The sequence below is a fragment of the Paenibacillus sp. FSL H7-0714 genome (genome assembly GCF_038003765.1).
GTDB lineage: Bacteria > Bacillota > Bacilli > Paenibacillales > Paenibacillaceae > Paenibacillus_AQ.
The window spans coordinates 145703-162523 of sequence record NZ_JBBOPT010000001.1; the positions used below are offsets into that span (position 1 = coordinate 145703).

Annotated in this window: 15 protein-coding genes and 8 tRNA genes; 22 read left to right on the forward strand and 1 reads right to left on the reverse strand. The window is 46.1% G+C overall.

Annotated features, from left to right (window positions below):
• Positions 1–37: 37 nt before the first annotated feature.
• The 16 genes from NST34_RS00690 to NST34_RS00765 all read left to right on the forward strand — a co-directional run bounded on the left by NST34_RS00690 (position 38) and on the right by NST34_RS00765 (position 9359).
• Positions 38–129 (forward strand) — tRNA-Ser (locus NST34_RS00690).
• 30 nt (positions 130–159) lie between these two features.
• Positions 160–236, forward strand: a tRNA-Met gene (locus NST34_RS00695).
• 8 nt (positions 237–244) lie between these two features.
• Positions 245–320: transfer RNA gene (locus NST34_RS00700), tRNA-Val, on the forward strand.
• Positions 321–353: 33 nt separating this feature from the next.
• Positions 354–429 (forward strand) — tRNA-Thr (locus NST34_RS00705).
• A 13-nt stretch (positions 430–442) separates the two neighbouring features.
• Positions 443–520 (forward strand) — tRNA-Asp (locus tag NST34_RS00710).
• 65 nt (positions 521–585) lie between these two features.
• Positions 586–658: transfer RNA gene (locus tag NST34_RS00715), tRNA-Phe, on the forward strand.
• Between the two features lie 9 nt (positions 659–667).
• Positions 668–753 (forward strand) — tRNA-Tyr (locus tag NST34_RS00720).
• Between the two features lie 5 nt (positions 754–758).
• Positions 759–831 (forward strand) — tRNA-Lys (locus tag NST34_RS00725).
• Between the two features lie 140 nt (positions 832–971).
• Complete coding sequence (locus tag NST34_RS00730; protein WP_339302258.1) at positions 972–2075, forward strand: PucR family transcriptional regulator; 1104 nt, start codon at positions 972–974, stop codon at positions 2073–2075.
• A 114-nt stretch (positions 2076–2189) separates the two neighbouring features.
• Entirely contained in the window at positions 2190–3311 is a 1122-nt protein-coding gene (locus tag NST34_RS00735; RefSeq protein WP_042123255.1) for an ABC transporter ATP-binding protein, read from the forward strand.
• A 210-nt stretch (positions 3312–3521) separates the two neighbouring features.
• Complete coding sequence (gene hprK / locus NST34_RS00740) at positions 3522–4460, forward strand: HPr(Ser) kinase/phosphatase (protein ID WP_042183988.1); 939 nt, start codon at positions 3522–3524, stop codon at positions 4458–4460.
• A 12-nt stretch (positions 4461–4472) separates the two neighbouring features.
• Positions 4473–5504, forward strand: coding sequence for a prolipoprotein diacylglyceryl transferase (gene lgt, locus NST34_RS00745; protein WP_042183990.1), 1032 nt, complete (start codon positions 4473–4475; stop codon positions 5502–5504).
• Between the two features lie 5 nt (positions 5505–5509).
• The gene (gene ppaX / locus NST34_RS00750) at positions 5510–6166 is read left to right on the forward strand and encodes a pyrophosphatase PpaX (RefSeq protein WP_076286834.1); all 657 of its coding nucleotides are present in this window, start codon (positions 5510–5512) and stop codon (positions 6164–6166) included.
• A complete protein-coding gene (locus tag NST34_RS00755; RefSeq protein WP_179086715.1) occupies positions 6163–6672 on the forward strand; it encodes an acyltransferase in 510 nt (169 codons plus the stop codon). The genes ppaX and NST34_RS00755 overlap by 4 nt, the downstream gene beginning before the upstream one ends.
• A 293-nt stretch (positions 6673–6965) precedes the next feature.
• Positions 6966–8162, forward strand: a complete 1197-nt coding sequence (locus tag NST34_RS00760) for an acyltransferase (RefSeq protein ID WP_341126941.1) — start codon at positions 6966–6968, stop codon at positions 8160–8162.
• A 42-nt stretch (positions 8163–8204) separates the two neighbouring features.
• The gene (locus NST34_RS00765; protein WP_341126942.1) at positions 8205–9359 is read left to right on the forward strand and encodes an acyltransferase; all 1155 of its coding nucleotides are present in this window, start codon (positions 8205–8207) and stop codon (positions 9357–9359) included.
• Positions 9360–9431: 72 nt separating this feature from the next.
• Here the strand turns inward: NST34_RS00765 and gntK are convergent, their stop codons facing one another.
• A complete protein-coding gene (gntK, locus tag NST34_RS00770; RefSeq protein WP_341129491.1) occupies positions 9432–10961 on the reverse strand; it encodes a gluconokinase in 1530 nt (509 codons plus the stop codon).
• 379 nt (positions 10962–11340) lie between these two features.
• Between gntK and NST34_RS00775 the strand changes: the two genes are divergently transcribed.
• The 6 genes from NST34_RS00775 to hisA all read left to right on the forward strand — a co-directional run bounded on the left by NST34_RS00775 (position 11341) and on the right by hisA (position 16613).
• Positions 11341–12558, forward strand: coding sequence for an ATP phosphoribosyltransferase regulatory subunit (locus tag NST34_RS00775; protein ID WP_341126943.1), 1218 nt, complete (start codon positions 11341–11343; stop codon positions 12556–12558).
• Positions 12559–12627: 69 nt separating this feature from the next.
• Positions 12628–13266: an ATP phosphoribosyltransferase gene (gene hisG, locus NST34_RS00780; protein ID WP_042123270.1), complete on the forward strand. Its 639-nt coding sequence runs from the start codon at positions 12628–12630 to the stop codon at positions 13264–13266.
• A gap of 36 nt (positions 13267–13302) precedes the next feature.
• The gene (gene hisD, locus NST34_RS00785; protein WP_076286830.1) at positions 13303–14613 is read left to right on the forward strand and encodes a histidinol dehydrogenase; all 1311 of its coding nucleotides are present in this window, start codon (positions 13303–13305) and stop codon (positions 14611–14613) included.
• On the forward strand, positions 14600–15208 hold the full coding sequence (hisB, locus tag NST34_RS00790) for an imidazoleglycerol-phosphate dehydratase HisB (RefSeq protein ID WP_036687073.1): 609 nt from the start codon (positions 14600–14602) through the stop codon (positions 15206–15208). Before hisD ends, hisB begins: the two co-directional genes overlap by 14 nt.
• Before the next feature lies 1 nt (position 15209).
• Positions 15210–15833 carry an imidazole glycerol phosphate synthase subunit HisH gene (gene hisH / locus NST34_RS00795; protein ID WP_341126944.1) on the forward strand — a complete coding sequence of 208 codons (624 nt, stop codon included), beginning with the start codon at positions 15210–15212 and terminating at the stop codon, positions 15831–15833.
• Between the two features lie 42 nt (positions 15834–15875).
• Positions 15876–16613 carry a 1-(5-phosphoribosyl)-5-[(5-phosphoribosylamino)methylideneamino]imidazole-4-carboxamide isomerase gene (hisA, locus tag NST34_RS00800; RefSeq protein ID WP_341126945.1) on the forward strand — a complete coding sequence of 246 codons (738 nt, stop codon included), beginning with the start codon at positions 15876–15878 and terminating at the stop codon, positions 16611–16613.
• Positions 16614–16821: the final 208 nt, after the last annotated feature.

The window sequence follows — 16821 nt, forward strand, 5'->3', positions numbered from 1 at the left end:
AATTCCTGTTTGGATTGCTGTGGTACTGATATCGTTTGGAGAGATACCCAAGTGGCTATAAGGGGACCCTCTGCTAAGGGGTTAGACTGCGTAAGCGGTGCGTGGGTTCGAATCCCACTCTCTCCGCCATTTTCAATCCATAGCATTTCTAATTATTGTGGCGGTGTAGCTCAGCTGGCTAGAGCGTACGGTTCATACCCGTGAGGTCGGGGGTTCGATCCCCTTCGCCGCTACCATAATACCTGGAGGCTTAGCTCAGCTGGGAGAGCATCTGCCTTACAAGCAGAGGGTCGGGGGTTCGATCCCCTCAGCCTCCACCATTATTACTTTTTTAGAATTACTTTTTACACCGTGCCGGTGTAGCTCAACTGGTAGAGCAACTGACTTGTAATCAGTAGGTTGGGGGTTCAAGTCCTCTCGCCGGCACCATTATTATCAATGCGGAACCGTGGTGTAGTTGGCCTAACATGCCTGCCTGTCACGCAGGAGATCGCGAGTTCGAATCTCGTCGGTTCCGCCATTTTTTCCACAAGACTAGGGTGGGAAGTTTAATGCTACCACTTTATTTTTATGTCAATTTAATATGGCTCGATAGCTCAGTCGGTAGAGCAGAGGACTGAAAATCCTCGTGTCGGCGGTTCGAATCCGTCTCGAGCCACTTTTCCCTGGGGGATTAGCGAAGTGGCCAAACGCATCAGACTGTAAATCTGCTCACGTACGTGTTCGGTGGTTCGAATCCATCATCCCCCACCATTTATGAGCCATTAGCTCAGTTGGTAGAGCACCTGACTTTTAATCAGGGTGTCGAAGGTTCGAGTCCTTCATGGCTCATCCCAAACAGAAAGTCATCACCTTATGGTGGTGGCTTTTTTTGTGTTTTATGGTTGTATTATAGTAGCGCGCTACTGTAGCGATTAACATAATATAAGAGAATATGCTAAAATAGGCGAAAAGAGCAAAAGTGGTGGAGCATGGTGACTATGGATAGTGAGACATTGCGGAAAAAATTAGAGCAGCTCACCGGAAAGAGAACCGGAATCAAGCAGTTAGGGAGGCAGCATTCAGCTTCTCTTTTTAGCATGGGATTAGAAGGACAGGATCAGCTGGTAATCCATGAGGGTCATCTCTGGGCACCTTTGTATGAAAGTGACGGACGTATAACCGCTGTCTGGGTAGAAATGGAGGGGCTCACCTCTCTGGAAGTACAACTGGTCAACTATGCAGTTCGAAATTTTGCTATTGCACTTAAAGCTACAGGGCTTAGAGAAGAAGGTGAAGTGGAGGCACGGCAGCTTGGCGCTTGGTTGAACACGGAGCTAGAGCAAGAGAAGAATGACACTGAAATTCCCGATGAGATCACCCTAAAGGGACGTCTGTTCGGAGATATGATTCCATTCCTCCTAAGTAGTGAGATTGCCCATAGTCCACAGATCTCTTATCGTTCACTGATGAAATTACTGCGTAGCTATTTTGAGAACGAAATTCTGCTCATTCCCCTTCAAGAGAAGGAATGGTTAATTTTAGCTCGTAAAGAATTACTTACGGGCGGGGATGATAAGGATGATGAAGAAGAGAGTGTAGATGATCTTCTAGCACAGACTAGTATGGGGTTACATGAGCTGATAGCTAGTGAATGGGTAGGGGTATTCCATTTGGCAGTAGCTCCGGCTATAGTCCCTGTTAAGGGATTGACTGGATCTGTAGCTTTGCTCAGGGAGACGATTGTACTCGGTCGTATTTTTCAAGTAGGAGAGTATATTCATTTACCTTGGGAACTGCATTTGGAACGTCTGGTTAACAGCATTCCTGATGTACGCCGCAAACAGTTACTTGGACAAATTGGTGACTACTCCTCTGTACTATCAGATAAAGAAATGCTGCTGACTTTGGAGACCTTTTTTGAGATGGACTGTAATGTAAGTGAAACCGCCAAGAAGTTGTATATCCATCGAAATACGCTGCTTTACCGTCTGGATAAGATAAAACAAGAGACCGGAGCAGATGTACGAAGCTTTGGGGACGCTGCTATTGTTAAGCTTACTATGCTTTTGTATAAAGTGACGAAAAGGAAATAGGTTTTTTGTGAACCTTACAAATAGCCATAGTGTCCCGACTGGGGTAATATAAATGTACAAGGAAACAGAATTTTTATATTAACTAATTAATAATTAACTCGAGGGGGAAATACAATGGCAGGCGTACGTTTAGAGCATATTTTCAAAAAATACCCGGGTTCAGATAAAGCAACAGTAATCGATATCAATCTTGATATTAAAGATAAGGAATTTCTAGTATTGGTTGGACCTTCCGGTTGCGGTAAATCCACAACTTTGCGTATGATCGCTGGTTTGGAAGAAATCTCCGAAGGTAAAATGTACATTGGCGATCGTGTAGTTAATGACGTTGCACCTAAAGACCGCGATATCGCGATGGTATTCCAATCCTACGCCCTGTATCCGCATATGAGCGTATACCAAAACATGGCTTTCGGTTTGAAACTTCGTAAAGTGAAGAAGGATGAAATCGACAAGAAAGTTCGCGAAGCTGCTAAAATTCTTGATATCGAGCATTTGCTAGATCGTAAACCAAAAGCGCTTTCCGGTGGTCAACGCCAACGTGTCGCTTTGGGACGCGCTATCGTACGTGATCCACAAGTCTTCTTGATGGATGAGCCTCTTTCCAACTTGGATGCTAAACTTCGTGGTCAAATGCGTGCTGAAATCACTAAACTGGTTAAGCGCCTTGAAACTACTTGTATCTACGTAACGCATGACCAAACAGAAGCTATGACAATGGGTGATCGCATCGTAGTTATGTATGATGGTATCATTCAACAAGCAGCTTCCCCTGAAGAGTTGTACAATGAACCTACAAACTTGTTCGTAGCTGGATTTATCGGATCCCCTACAATGAACTTTATCAATGGTACTTTGTCCGAAGTGAGCGGTTCTATCCGTTTCCGTGCTGAGAACCTTGATGTTGAAGTACCAGGCGGAAAAGCTCAAATCATCCGCAACAAAGGTTACATCGGTAAAGAAGTAATCATGGGCGTTCGTCCAGAAGATATCCATGAAGAGCCAGTATTCTTGGAAGCTTCCCCGAACACAATCTTCACTTCATTGGTTGATGTTACTGAAAACCTTGGTCACGAAATGCTCCTTTACTTGAGCGGCCTTGGTAAATCTACTGTAATCGCTCGTGTAGATGGACGTTCCACTACTCGCGAAGGCAGCAAGCCTAAATTGGCTATTGATATGAACAAAATTCACTTCTTTGATAAAGAATCCGAAGCTAACATTTTGTTGGGATAAGATTGTAAAGATCTTTTCTCTCTTGATAAAGCCACCCGAAAGGGTGGCTTTATTGTTTAGATGGCCCCTGTTTGGTTAGGCGCTAAGATTGCATTCATAAGCGTTATCAATTAAGATAGCAGGAGAATTACCTCCGGAATGTAAAGAGATCGCTGCCAACCGGACGCAGTAAGCGGACAAATACCGCAGGTGACGAAAGGACGAAATTACATGGCTAAGAAAGTAAAAGTATCTGAATTGGTACAGCATTTTCAATTAGAGGTTATTTCCGGCCAGGAAGGTCTAAAGAGACCCATTACGGTCGATGACCTGAATCGCCCTGGACTAGAGATTGCTGGTTATTTTGAATATTATCCAGAAGAACGTGTTCAATTGCTAGGCAAAACAGAACTCGCTTTTTTCTCCATGCTGCCCGAAGCTGAGCGGAAAAGCCGACTTCGTGGAATTTGCAATGATAACACACCTTGTATTGTAATTACACGTGGTTTGGAAGTGCCTCAGGAGTTAATTGACATAAGTAATGAAAAGGCCCTTCCAGTACTTCGCAGCTCGATGGCTACGACTATTTTCTCCAGCCGTTTGACGAGCTTCCTAGAAGGAAAATTAGCTCCTACGGCGACTATTCATGGCGTACTTTGTGATGTATATGGTGTAGGTATGCTAATTACGGGTAGTAGTGGGATTGGTAAAAGTGAAACAGCCCTTGAACTTGTAAAACGCGGTCATCGATTGATTGCTGATGATGCCGTAGAGATCCGTCAGACTTCAGATAACCAGCTGCATGGTACAGCCCCTGAGTTAATCCGTCATTTACTGGAGATCCGTGGAGTAGGTATCATTAATGTAATGACACTTTTTGGTGCGGGTGCCATTCGTAATCATAAACGGATTACACTTGTTGTTAGATTGGAAGCTTGGCAGCAAGACAAGCAGTATGATCGACTTGGACTTGATGAGGAAACGACACGGATTATTGACACAGATGTTCCGCTTGTAACGATTCCCGTACGCCCAGGACGTAACCTTGCAGTTATTATAGAGGTTGCAGCGATGAACTATCGCCTGAAACAAATGGGCTTTAATGCAGCCCTGCAGTTCACGAATAAGCTAACTGCGACCATATCTGAAGATATGGATGATCTCGATTAGGAGTGTGAGAGAATGTTCCCATTAGCACTAAATCCTATTGTCTTCTCAATTGGATCACTGCAAGTACACTGGTACGGATTAATACTAGGTTTCGGTGCACTCGCGGGGTTATTTCTTGCGATCCGCGAGGGCAAACGGTTTGGTATACCACAAGAATTCTTTATGGATATGCTGCTGCTAGGTGTGCCTTCGGCCATTATTGGGGCACGGATTTACTTTGTAGCGTTTAAATGGGAGGATTATAAGGATAATTTAATAGATGTCTTTAAGATCTGGAATGGTGGCATCGCCATTTACGGTGCGTTAATTGGAGCCATTATTTGCGGAATTATTTATTTCCGCTATAAAGGCTACCCCTTCTGGCGTATCGTTGATATTTGTGCACCTGGACTACTTGCGGGTCAAATGATTGGACGCTGGGGAAACTTTGTCAACCAAGAGGCATACGGCAGCGTGGTTGAAGAGTCTTTTTTACGGGATAAACTGCATTTACCGGACTTCATTGTGAACCAAATGTACATAGGGGATGCTTTTCATCATCCGACCTTCTTGTATGAATCTCTTTGGAGCTTACTGGGTATCGCGCTACTAATGGTTCTTCGTCGTCAGAAGTTTGTACGAGCCGGTGAGATCTTCATGTCTTACTTTATATGGTATTCCATCGGTCGTTTCTTCATTGAAGCCATACGTACAGACAGCTTGGCGTTTAATGGAAGCGCAGGCTTGGCGTCCTTTATGAACGGATTATGGAAACCGATGGAATGGTTAGGTTTTGAGCAAGGATACTTGGATCCAAGCTATGGAAATATTCGTATTTCTCAGCTGCTTGCTCTACTGATCATCGTCGCAGCTGTACTGCTTATCATTATTCGTAGGGTCACCGGAGAGCCTAAAGCACATTATTCTGATCCTATCGTATGTACTAAACCAATCAAAGCAGATACCATAGTGCCTGAAAGCGCAGTAAATACACCGCAGAAAGCTCGTCACGGGGCTCAACCTGAGCAAGGACAGCCAGCGGATGGAGATAAGAAGGAGCAGTAAAGCTTATGATAGAATGCGTTCTTTTTGATCTAGATGGAACGATTGTCGATACGAATGAGCTAATTATTAGTTCGTTTATGTACGCGCTGAAGGATAATGGTCTAGCTCCACTCACTAGGGAAGAGATTATTCCGCATATGGGCACAACCCTTCAGCAACAGATGAGAGTCTTCTCTGGACTTGAGGATGTAAGTGGTGCGCTTGAGAAATCCTACCGTTCTTATAATTATGAACATCACGATGAGTTAGTACGTCCCTTTCCTCAAGTGAATGAAACAATGGAAGAGCTCTTACGTCGTGGAATTAAAATGGGGATTGTGACTACAAAAATTCGTCCAACAACGATTAAATCGCTTGAGATGTTTGATTTGCTAAAGTACATGGATACGATTGTGACGGTGAACGATGTTACTGAACCAAAGCCACATCCAGAGCCTGTTCTAACAGCAGTCAATAACCTTGGCGTTGATCCTCGTAAAACTCTTATGGTGGGTGACAGTACGGTTGATATTCAGTCAGCAAAAGCTGCTGGTGTATATGCGGCTGGAGTATCGTGGTCTTTAAAAGGCGAAGAGACTCTCCGCAAGTATGATCCCGACTATATCATCCATAACATGAAGGATATTATAGAAATTGTGGAGCGAGGAACGAGTGAATCGTGAGAAACGTAACCCGATATCCTGTAGAAGGTCATAACTCACTTTGGTACATTTACCGTACGGTCAGCCCGTGGAAGGGTGTCCGCAACTTTATTTTTATTCAGATTGCCCGTTATTGCCCGATTCTACCGTTAAAGAACTGGATCTATCGTCGGATTCTCGGGATGAAGGTAGGCAAGCATACCTCCTTCGGTCTGATGGCGATGGTGGATGTATTTTTTCCGGAAAAAATAACGGTGGGTGAGAACTCTATTATCGGTTATAACACGACGATTCTGGCGCATGAGTATTTAATCAAGGAGTATCGCCTGGGAGAAGTAGTGATTGGTGAAAATGTATTGATTGGCGCGAATACAACGATTCTTCCTGGTGTAACCATCGGTGATTGGGCAGTTGTTGCCGCAGGATCAGTAGTACACAAGAACGTGGCGGCTGGCTCTTTTGTAGGAGGCAATCCACTGCGAGAGCTACGCCCAGCTTCATCGGAACATTCTTCGGAACAAGTGTAAAAGATGCTTCGTAAACCCTGCAGTTTCATATTGCGTTTTTTTAGCGCAGGATCTGCAGGGTTTCTTGCGTCTTGGAGAAGCATATTAAGAAAACTTTAAGATCTTCTTAAGTTTTTTATTCGGATGTAGGCGGTATAATTAACCTTAGTAATCACGTAAATCCCACGCTAGGCATTCAGCGTCAAATATCAGAATGTAAATTCAGCAAGTGCAGACTTCCTGGTATGTTCAGTTTCCACATTCCGCTTAGCGTCTCTATGAACAACCATCATAGTAGAGAAGAGGAATTTAATATGAATACTGTGAGACAGGAAAGGCTGCCCCAGCTGGATATTTTCAGAGCTCTAGCTATATTAGGAGTGCTGCATGTGCATGCCTCATCTTTTGCTGCTGGAGAGCAGGCACTGCATTCACCTTATTATTACTGGCTGAACTGGATTAACATTTTCTTTAAATTCGGTACGCCCTCATTTATTTTCCTTAGCAGCTTCGTATTGTTTTATAATTATTATGGTCGTCCTGTGACACGTAGCTTGATCATTAATTTCTACCGTCGACGATTAAAGTATATCTTACTGCCTTATTTGCTAGCTTCTATGGGCTATTATGCACTAACTCTATATGTGAACGGACGATTGATGCAGAGCCTTGGAGATAACTTGTTAAGCTTTTCTAGAGCGTTATTCTCGGGTTCCGCATATGCGCATTTGTATTTTGTCTTTATTAGCATTCAGTTTTATTTGCTTTTTCCAGTGCTGCTTAAGCTACTGCAGAGTTCCCGCTTCTTAATGAAATGGGCGATACCGGTGGGTTTGGCGCTTCAGTGGGGTTTTATTTTTTGGAATAAGTACGAACTGCACATTGTTGAAAAAGGGAGCTTGGCGATCTCCTACCTGGCCTATTATATGATGGGTGCTTATCTCGCCATTCGCTTTGAGAAGGTGAAGCTGTGGCTGATAAAGCCATGGAGTGAGCTGGCTGACAAGCAAAAGAGATGGACTGCCTTATTAGTTAGCTTGTGGTTAATTGCAGCCTTTATCCATGTGCAGCTATGGTATGTAGCCCGCCATTTTGGGGTGTGGACGGATTCGCTGTGGTACGAGCTGTTATGGAATGTTCATACGATGTTATCGGCATTGGTTCTGTTGTACGCTACATTTTTGCTTTATCGTAAGGCCCCTCGTGTGATCGTTGCTTTCTTGACTCGTTTAGGTGAGTTGTCATTTGCAATTTATTTGATTCATCCGCTATTGCTGGCGATATATCGTAGGTTCCGATATCATATTCCCCTAGAGTCGCTAACTTATGTTTTCTTCATCTATGGAGGACTTGTAGTTGCACTGGGAGGAAGCTGGTTCATGGTGCAGTTTGCTTTTCGCCGAATTCCTAAGTCATGGATCTTTTTGGGGAGTATTCCTCGGTCTCTAGAGTCTAGTTGGAAGGTAAAGTCAGGACATGCCTCGGAGGAGATGAGGAAGGTTAATACTTGATTTGGCATCATTTTGATGCGGAGCTTAACAGGAGGAAAGATAATGAGAAAAAAAGAAAGAATTCCGCAGCTGGATATTTTTCGAGCGATTGCTATTTTTGCAGTGCTAGCTATTCATGCTACTTCACGAACGTTGGCGGAGACACTAGGTACAAACATGTTTCATCCGTTCTTATTTATTAATAAATTCAGCCAGTTTGCTGTACCTTCATTCATATTTTTGAGTGGGCTCGTGCTGTTCTATAACTATATTGATCGTCCTCTGGGCGGAAAGACGCTGGGGAAGTTCTACAGTAGAAGGCTGCTTTATATTATCGTGCCTTATGTACTATTTTCACTGTTGTATTTTGCATTAAAAATGACGGCGGGACATACATGGAGTTTACCTCCAGGGGAGATGGCTTCTAAGCTTTGGAAGTATTTGTGGACAGGAACAGCATACACGCATTTGTATTATATTATTATCATTATTCAGTTCTACGTATTGTTTCCGCTCATTCTGTGGTGTCTGCAAAAGGTTCGTCGTCTGGCGGCTTGGGCACCGCTAATCGGATTGGCTCTACAATGGGGTTTTGTGCTTCTGAATAAATACATGACTAATAACGGGTATTGGCAGTTGTCCAAGGGGAGTCTGGCAATCACTTATTTCTCGTATTTCTTGCTGGGTGCTGGGATTGCAGTATATTATCCTTCTTTGAAAAAATGGCTGGTACCTTCACGTGAAGGCTGGCGCGCCGGTAAAGGTCCGGTATGGATTACGTTGTGGTTGTTGTGGATCGTAGCTGGGGTTGTTCATGTTGAGCTATGGTTTAACAACTATACGAAGAAAACAGTCATCAATAGTTTATGGTATGAGGGATTCTCTAACCTTCATGCGCTACTCTCTTGTGTGGTGTTGCTACAAGTCTCCTTCTTATTGTACGGAGTGGGCCGAAGCCTGATTACAAGACTGTTGTTATCTGCCGGAGCTTGCTCTTTCGGAATCTATTTACTGCATCCGTTACTGCTATTTTTCTATAGAAAATTACCGTTTCACGGGGGTTCTCTTGCATATACCGCAGCGATTGCTGGGGGTTGGCTCTTTGCGTTGTTAGGTTCATGGGTGGTAGTGGCCTTTGCCTTCCGATATATTAAATCGGCTTGGATCATCTTCGGCTCGGGTCCACAGAAAGCAAAAGCAGAATCAAAAAGTGCATAGTCTATTGCAAGGAAATATAAAAGCGTCGGTTTGCCCACATATGTGGGCAAACCGACGCTTTTTATTTTTGCCTTATTCTCCAGCTTGTTCCCGCTGAAATTCTGCAATGGCTTGATACTGGCTTTCGAGACTACGGTAGACAGAAATATAGATCGGCAGCAGCTGCTTGTATATTTTGGTATGTTCATCCAATGGATCATGTTTGTAGGTTGAACCAATCATGTCAAACACCACATCAAAGGAATCTACACGACCCGTAGCATAAAGGCCAAGTACAACCGCACCGAGGCAGGAGCTCTCGATACTCTCCGGAATGACAACCTCCTGATCAAAGATATCAGCCATCATCTGCCGCCATACTGAGGAGCGGGCGAAGCCGCCAGTGGCAAGGATTCTGCTTGGGCGTCCGATTTGCTCTTCCATAGCAAGGAGAACCATATACATATTGAAGATTACGCCCTCTAGTACTGAGCGAATCATATGCTCCTTATAGTGGTTCATAGAAAGGCCAAAGAAGGAGCCGCGGGCATCCGGATTCCACAGCGGCGCTCGTTCTCCAGTCAAGTAAGGATGGAATAAAAGTCCACCGCTTCCCGCAGGAACTTGCTCTGCAATGCGAGTCAGAACCTCGTAAGGATCAATGCCTAGTCGTTTGGCGGTTTCAACTTCAGAGGCCGCGAACTCGTCTCGTACCCAGCGGAACAGCATGCCACCATTATTGACGGGTCCTCCAATCACCCAATGTTTTGGGGTTAAGTTATAACAGAAGGTCCGTCCTTTGGGATCGGTGAGCGGGTGATCCACCACGGTACGAATTGCTCCACTCGTACCAATCGTAGCGGCAACTACACCGGGTTCAATTGCACCTACGCCGAGATTGGACAGGACGCCGTCACTGGCGCCAATAACAAATGGGGTTGTAGGGAGCAGCAGAAGTTCCTCAGCTAGACCAGGGAGCAGCCCTTGCATGATCTGTGTGGTGGGAACAAGCCGCGAGAGTTGATCCGCTGTAATATGAGCAATCTCTAAAGCTTCTTTATCCCACTCTAGATTCTCTAGATTGAGCATGCCTGTGGAAGAGGCAATGGAATGATCGATGACGTATTCGCCAAACAATCTTGCGAATATGTATTCTTTAATGGAAATAAATTTATAGGTTTGTTGGAATACGTCAGGCTGCTCTTCACGAAGCCACATTAGCTTGGTGATCGGAGACATTGGGTGTATAGGTGTACCTGTGCGTAGATACAATTCATGACCGTTTAGCTCATCCTTCAAACGAAGTGCGCATCCGGCACTGCGATTATCAGCCCATGTGATGCAGGCAGTTAGGGCCTTACCCAGTTTATCAACTGCAATGACACTGTGCATGGCTGAACTGAAGGAGACGAATAGGATTTCATCCGCAGATACACCGCTTTGCCGCATAACTTTAGAGATAGTATGGAAGACTGCACTCAGGATTTGTTCTGGGTCCTGCTCCGCTATTGAGGGTGAGGGCTGATGTAAGGGATATCCTACATTAGCTTGTGCAGCTATGGCTCCTTTTTCCTCGAAGAGAACTGCTTTGGTACTTGTAGTTCCAATATCAACGCCAATCATATAGGATTTAGTCACGCATTAGCCCTTCTTTCTAGTTGTAAGTAGATTTTTAGAACACTAATTACAGAATTATGAAGTACAATCATATTAGCTCATTATAGTATTGGATAAACGTGGAGGCAAAATAAAGGGATTCCCAAGTATTGGTTCGAAGTACATAAGTGTTTGATTTAGATTTTCTTTGTGAACAATTCAACCTAGGTAGACAAGCTTTAAGCATACAAGCATTAGAATTGAAGTCATAGCTTTACCCCGTTAGATTGACGAAAAAGCAGTGACCATGATACGATATTGAAAATACTTTAATTTGCTACCACTTTACCATAGTAAAGTAAATATAAACAGTATCTAATGATAACTGACGAGGTGAACAATGAAGATGTCCAAACCAAAGGGATTTGAGAAGCCGTCTGGCGTTCGGGACTATCTGCCCCGGGCCGTAACGAAATTACGCAAAATTGAGAATGATGTACTGCATTGCATGAGTCGCTGGGGTTATCAGCAAATGATGACTCCGACGCTAGAATATTACGATACAGTTGGCGTGGCTAGCTCTACGTCCGACCAAAAGCTTTATAAATTGCTCAACAATCGTGGTCAGGCGCTAGTGCTTCGTTCTGAAATGACAGCTCCGGTTGCCCGTGTTGTGGCATCTTTATTAAAGGATGAGCCATTGCCATTGCGGTTGTCCTATCACGCTAATGTTTTCCGTGCCATTGAGGAAGAAGCAGGGCGGGAAGCGGAGTTTTTCCAGACAGGGGTCGAGCTGGTAGGTGACGATTCACCTGAGGCTGATGCTGAAGTAGTGGCGCTCGCAATTTCATCTTTGCAGGCTGCGGGTGTGAAGTCTTTTAAAATCGCTATGGGGCATGTAGGCTTTCTGAATGGATTATTTCAAGAGGCACTTCCACAATTGCCGGAGGCTCAGGAGGAGCTCAAAAGCCATTTGTTGGGCCGTGACTACGTCTCTTTTCGGGAGACCTTACGCCGGCTGGATCTGACGGAAGCTCAGAAGAATGAACTGGATGGACTGTTACGTTTGCGTGGAGGTAAGGAGATTTGTGGACAGGCGCTGGAGCTTAGCGATCATCCGCTTGCCCGTTATTCGATAGATCATTTATGCAAGGTGTGGGAGGTACTGGTCTCTTACGGCGTATCACAGCATGTGCTGATCGATCTGACGATGATCGGGGACTTCTCTTATTATACAGGGATGACTTTCGAAGGCTATGCAGCGGAATTAGGGTTTCCGGTATGTAGTGGAGGCAGATATGATAATCTCCTTCAGCAGTTTGGACGTCCGATCCCTTCTACAGGTTTTTCTTTAAAAACGAATCGTATCCTCGATGGTGTGGCTGGATCGAGCGAAGAGGAAGAGCTGCCTATCTTGATCCAATATGATGCTACTCGCAGAAAAGAAGGTCTGGAAGAGGCAACACGCTTACGGTCGGAAGGGCACGCAGTAGTGACTAGACTGGCAGCAGGTCCAGAAGAGCTTGAAACGGTGAAGCGTCTAGATACGGATACGATCGAAGCAGATGGTATGCGGTACGGCGAAATCTATACCTTTGTATCTTTTGTAAGTGAGCATGGCTGAGATATCGCTAGCAAGAATGAGCGGTTAAGATAAATTTTGTATGGAAATGGAAAAGGAGGCAACTTAACGATGGCACAGATTTTGAAGGTCGCTATGCCAAAAGGTCGGATTTATGAAAAGGCTGCTGAGCTGTTCCGCCAGGCAGGTCTCCCGATTCCACCGGATGGTGAGGCATCCCGCAAGCTTGTTATTCCGCTGCCTGAGGCAGGCATGGAGTTTATATTAGCTAAACCAGTAGATGTACCTACATATGTAGAATATGGTGTGGCCGACATTGGAATCGTGGGCAAGGACGTATTGCTGGAGGAAGATCGTGATGTATATGAGCTGCTTGATCTTGGCATCGCTCGATGCCGGATGTCGATCATTGGATTGCCGAACTGGCAGCCGGGGATTCAGCAGCGTGTAGCTACGAAATATCCGAATGTGGCATCAAAGTATTTCCGGGAACAGGGACAGCAGGTTGAAGTCGTGAAGCTGAATGGTTCAATTGAGCTTGCGCCGCTGATTGGTCTCGCTGATCGTATCGTGGATATGGTAGAGACGGGCCAAACGCTGCGGGATAACGGATTAATTGAAATGAAGAGCATATTCGAAATTACGAGCCGTCTTGTGGCCAATCGTGTGAGCTATCGGATGAAAAATGAAGAGATACAGCAGCTGTGTGACCGACTACAGGCGGTTATAGGGGAACCAAATTTGCGGTAGGTGACAGATGTTAAGGGGTAAAGGGAGGAACCGGCGATGAAGGTTGTATCGAGCAAGGATTTTAAGCTAGAGCGAGAAGTCGAGTATGGAACGCCAGAGCAAAATCAGGCGGTAAAGGAAATTGTATTCGCGATTAAAAAAGAAGGAGACACGGCGCTTCTTCGCTACACGGAGCAATTTGATCGGGTCACGCTCACGCCGAATCAGCTGCGGGTAACGCCGGAAGAGCTTCAGGCGGCGTATGGCCGGGTAGAAGAATCTTTCGTATCCGCTATTCAAGCGGCTGCAGCAAATATCCGGGCTTTTCATGCTAGACAGAAACGGAATTCGTGGATGGATCTTCAGCCCGATGGCACGATTCTGGGACAGATTATTCGTCCGCTGAAGCGGGTAGGGGTATATGTTCCTGGTGGTAAGGCAGCTTATCCTTCCTCGGTGCTGATGAACGTGATCCCTGCACAGATCGCAGGCGTGCCGGAGATCGTTATGGTAACCCCGCCATCCACCGGCGGCAAAGAAGGGATTGATCCTTACATCCTGGTTGCTGCTGCAGAAGCAGGGGTGAATGAAATCTACCGTGTGGGCGGAGCGCAGGCGGTAGCTGCTTTGGCTTTTGGGACGGAGAGCATAGCGCCGGTAGATAAGATATGTGGGCCCGGCAATATATACGTTGCGCTAGCGAAACGCGAGGTATATGGTGCCGTGGACATCGACAGTATCGCGGGACCAAGCGAAATTGTCGTGCTCGCAGATGAGACCGCTGAGCCGGCCTATGTCGCAGCGGATCTGCTCTCGCAGGCCGAGCATGACGAGATGGCCTCGGCGATTCTAGTCACGCCATCGCAGAGCTTGGCGGATAGCGTGGCTGCTGAAGTGGAGCGTCAGCTACAGGAGCTGCCGCGACAGGCGATCGCCCGTTCATCCGTAGAAAATTACGGTGCGATCATTGTTGTGGAATCTATGGAGGAGGGAATCTCCGTAGTGAATCGTTTGGCACCAGAGCATCTAGAGATCGTTGTCGAGGATCCAATGGGCCTTGTGGGCAGCATCGAGAATGCTGGAGCGATCTTCCTGGGAGCGTATAGCTCGGAGCCTGTGGGCGACTATTTTGCCGGACCGAATCATATTATCCCGACCAATGGTACGGCACGCTTCTCATCGCCAGTGGATGTGGATGATTTTATAAAGAAATCAAGTCTGATCTATTACAGTAAAGAAGCCCTCCTGCGGGATGGAAAGACCATTATAGAGCTGGCGCGTCGCGAAGGGTTAGAAGGCCACGCACGAGCCATTGAGATTCGACTCAAGAACGAAGGAAAAGGTGGAGACGGATATGGAGAACAATAATGAACAGGCCTTGCGCCAAGCAGGATTAAGCCGTAAAACAAACGAGACGGATATCAAGCTGTCTCTTAACGTAGATGGAAGTGGAGTTTCCGAGCTGGAGACGGATGTTCCATTTCTGAATCATATGCTGGACCTATTTACGAAGCACGGCCAGTTTGACCTGTCAGTACAGGCGCGGGGAGATATCGAAATTGATGATCACCACACGGTTGAAGACATCGGGATCTGCCTAGGTCAAGCGCTGCACGAAGCACTGGGTGATAAAAAGGGAATCAAACGTTATGCGAGTGTTTTTGTACCGATGGATGAGGCGTTGGCGCAGGTTGTGATCGATATCAGCAATCGCCCACACTTTGAATATCGCGCAACGTATCCTTCACAGCAGGTGGGCAGCTTTTCGACGGAGCTTGTTCAGGAATTCTTATGGAAGTTCGCGCTGGAAGCTCGGATTACGCTGCATGTGATCGTACACTACGGTTCTAACACACATCACATGATTGAGGCTGTATTCAAGGCGCTCGGACGGGCACTCGATGAAGCGACACTGATTGATCCACGTGTGAAGGGTGTGCCTTCTACGAAGGGAGTGCTGTAGCATGACTGTTGCAATCGTCGATTATGGCATGGGCAACCTGCACAGTGTGAGCAAGGCGGTAGAACGTCTCGGTTATGAGTGTGTAGTGACGGGGGAAGCCGAGCAAATTCTCGCTGCTGATAGTGTCATTCTGCCTGGTGTCGGTGCATTTGGCGATGCGATGGAGCAGCTGCGGGAAAGTGGTTTGGATCGTGTGGTCAAACAGGTAGCTGCCGGAACCCAGCCGCTGCTAGGAATCTGTCTTGGTATGCAACTACTGTTTAGCAGCAGTGAAGAGCATGGCAGCCATGAGGGACTTGATATTCTCTCAGGCTCGGTGGTGCGTTTCGCTCCTAGAGATGGCTATAAGGTACCGCATATGGGTTGGAACAAGCTGAGCTTTAGGCAGCCGCTAAGTCCGCTTTTTGCAGATCTTGATGAGGGTCATGTGTACTTTGTGCACTCTTATCACGCGCTTGTAGCGAATGAGAGTGATCTGCTGGCAGTCACCGATTATGGTTACCCAGTCACAGCTATTGTGGGGCAAGATAATGTGTTCGGCATGCAGTTCCATCCTGAAAAAAGTGGGGAGCTGGGAATCAAGCTGCTGGGAAATTTTTTGAAATTAAAGGGAGAGCGGGCGTAAGCCGCGCTATAAATATAATGTAACGAAAGTGGGGAGCGCCAAATGTCTTCTTTTATTGTATATCCGGCGATTGATATCAGGGATGGAAAATGTGTCAGGCTGCAGCAGGGGGATTACAGTCAGGAAACGATATACAATGATAGCCCACTGGAGGTGGCAAAATCATGGGAAGAGCAGGGCGGAAAGTTCATTCATCTGGTGGACTTAGATGGCGCGAAAGCAGGTCATCCTGTGAATGATGCGATTATCGGCGCTATTGCTGCTAATGCTAATGTGCCTGTTCAGGTGGGCGGTGGCCTTCGTAATCTTGCGGACGTGGACAAATTGCTTGGGCTTGGTGTTAGTCGGGTTATTATCGGAACTGCTGCGATTAACGATCATGCTTTTACTGAAGCGGTATTGGCTAAATACGGTGATAAAGTAGCTATCGGCATTGATGCGCGCAACGGTTATGTTGCGACACATGGCTGGTTGAACACCTCTGAGGTACGTGCTGAGGATCTGGCTAAGGAACTGGCTGCAAAAGGAGCCGAGACGTTTATTTACACCGACATCTCCCGCGACGGGATGATGCAGGGTCCGAACGTGGAGGGCATTGTGTCCATGGCGAAGATCAGCGGTAAAACGGTGATCGCCTCCGGCGGAGTCACCAGTCTTGATGATCTGTTACGTCTGAATGTACACAGCGGCAGCGGTGTGGGCGGAGCTATTGTTGGCAAGGCGTTGTACACGGGCAATATTGATCTTTCCAAAGCTTTGCAGGCGCTCGGGCAGAAATAGTGCTGAGTATGTGCGTTAGTTGACGAACCTGACTAATTAACTCGTTCTTACTCTGTGAAAAGTCTTATTTTTGGTTTTTGTTATATTTTGCGCAATAGAACGCTGAACTAGGCTTATAAGCCACCAGCTGCCGAGCGACTAAGTTAGTAGAACCGGACATTATTCCTCAGAGGGATGATATAAGTGTACTTCATACAACTATTATTCC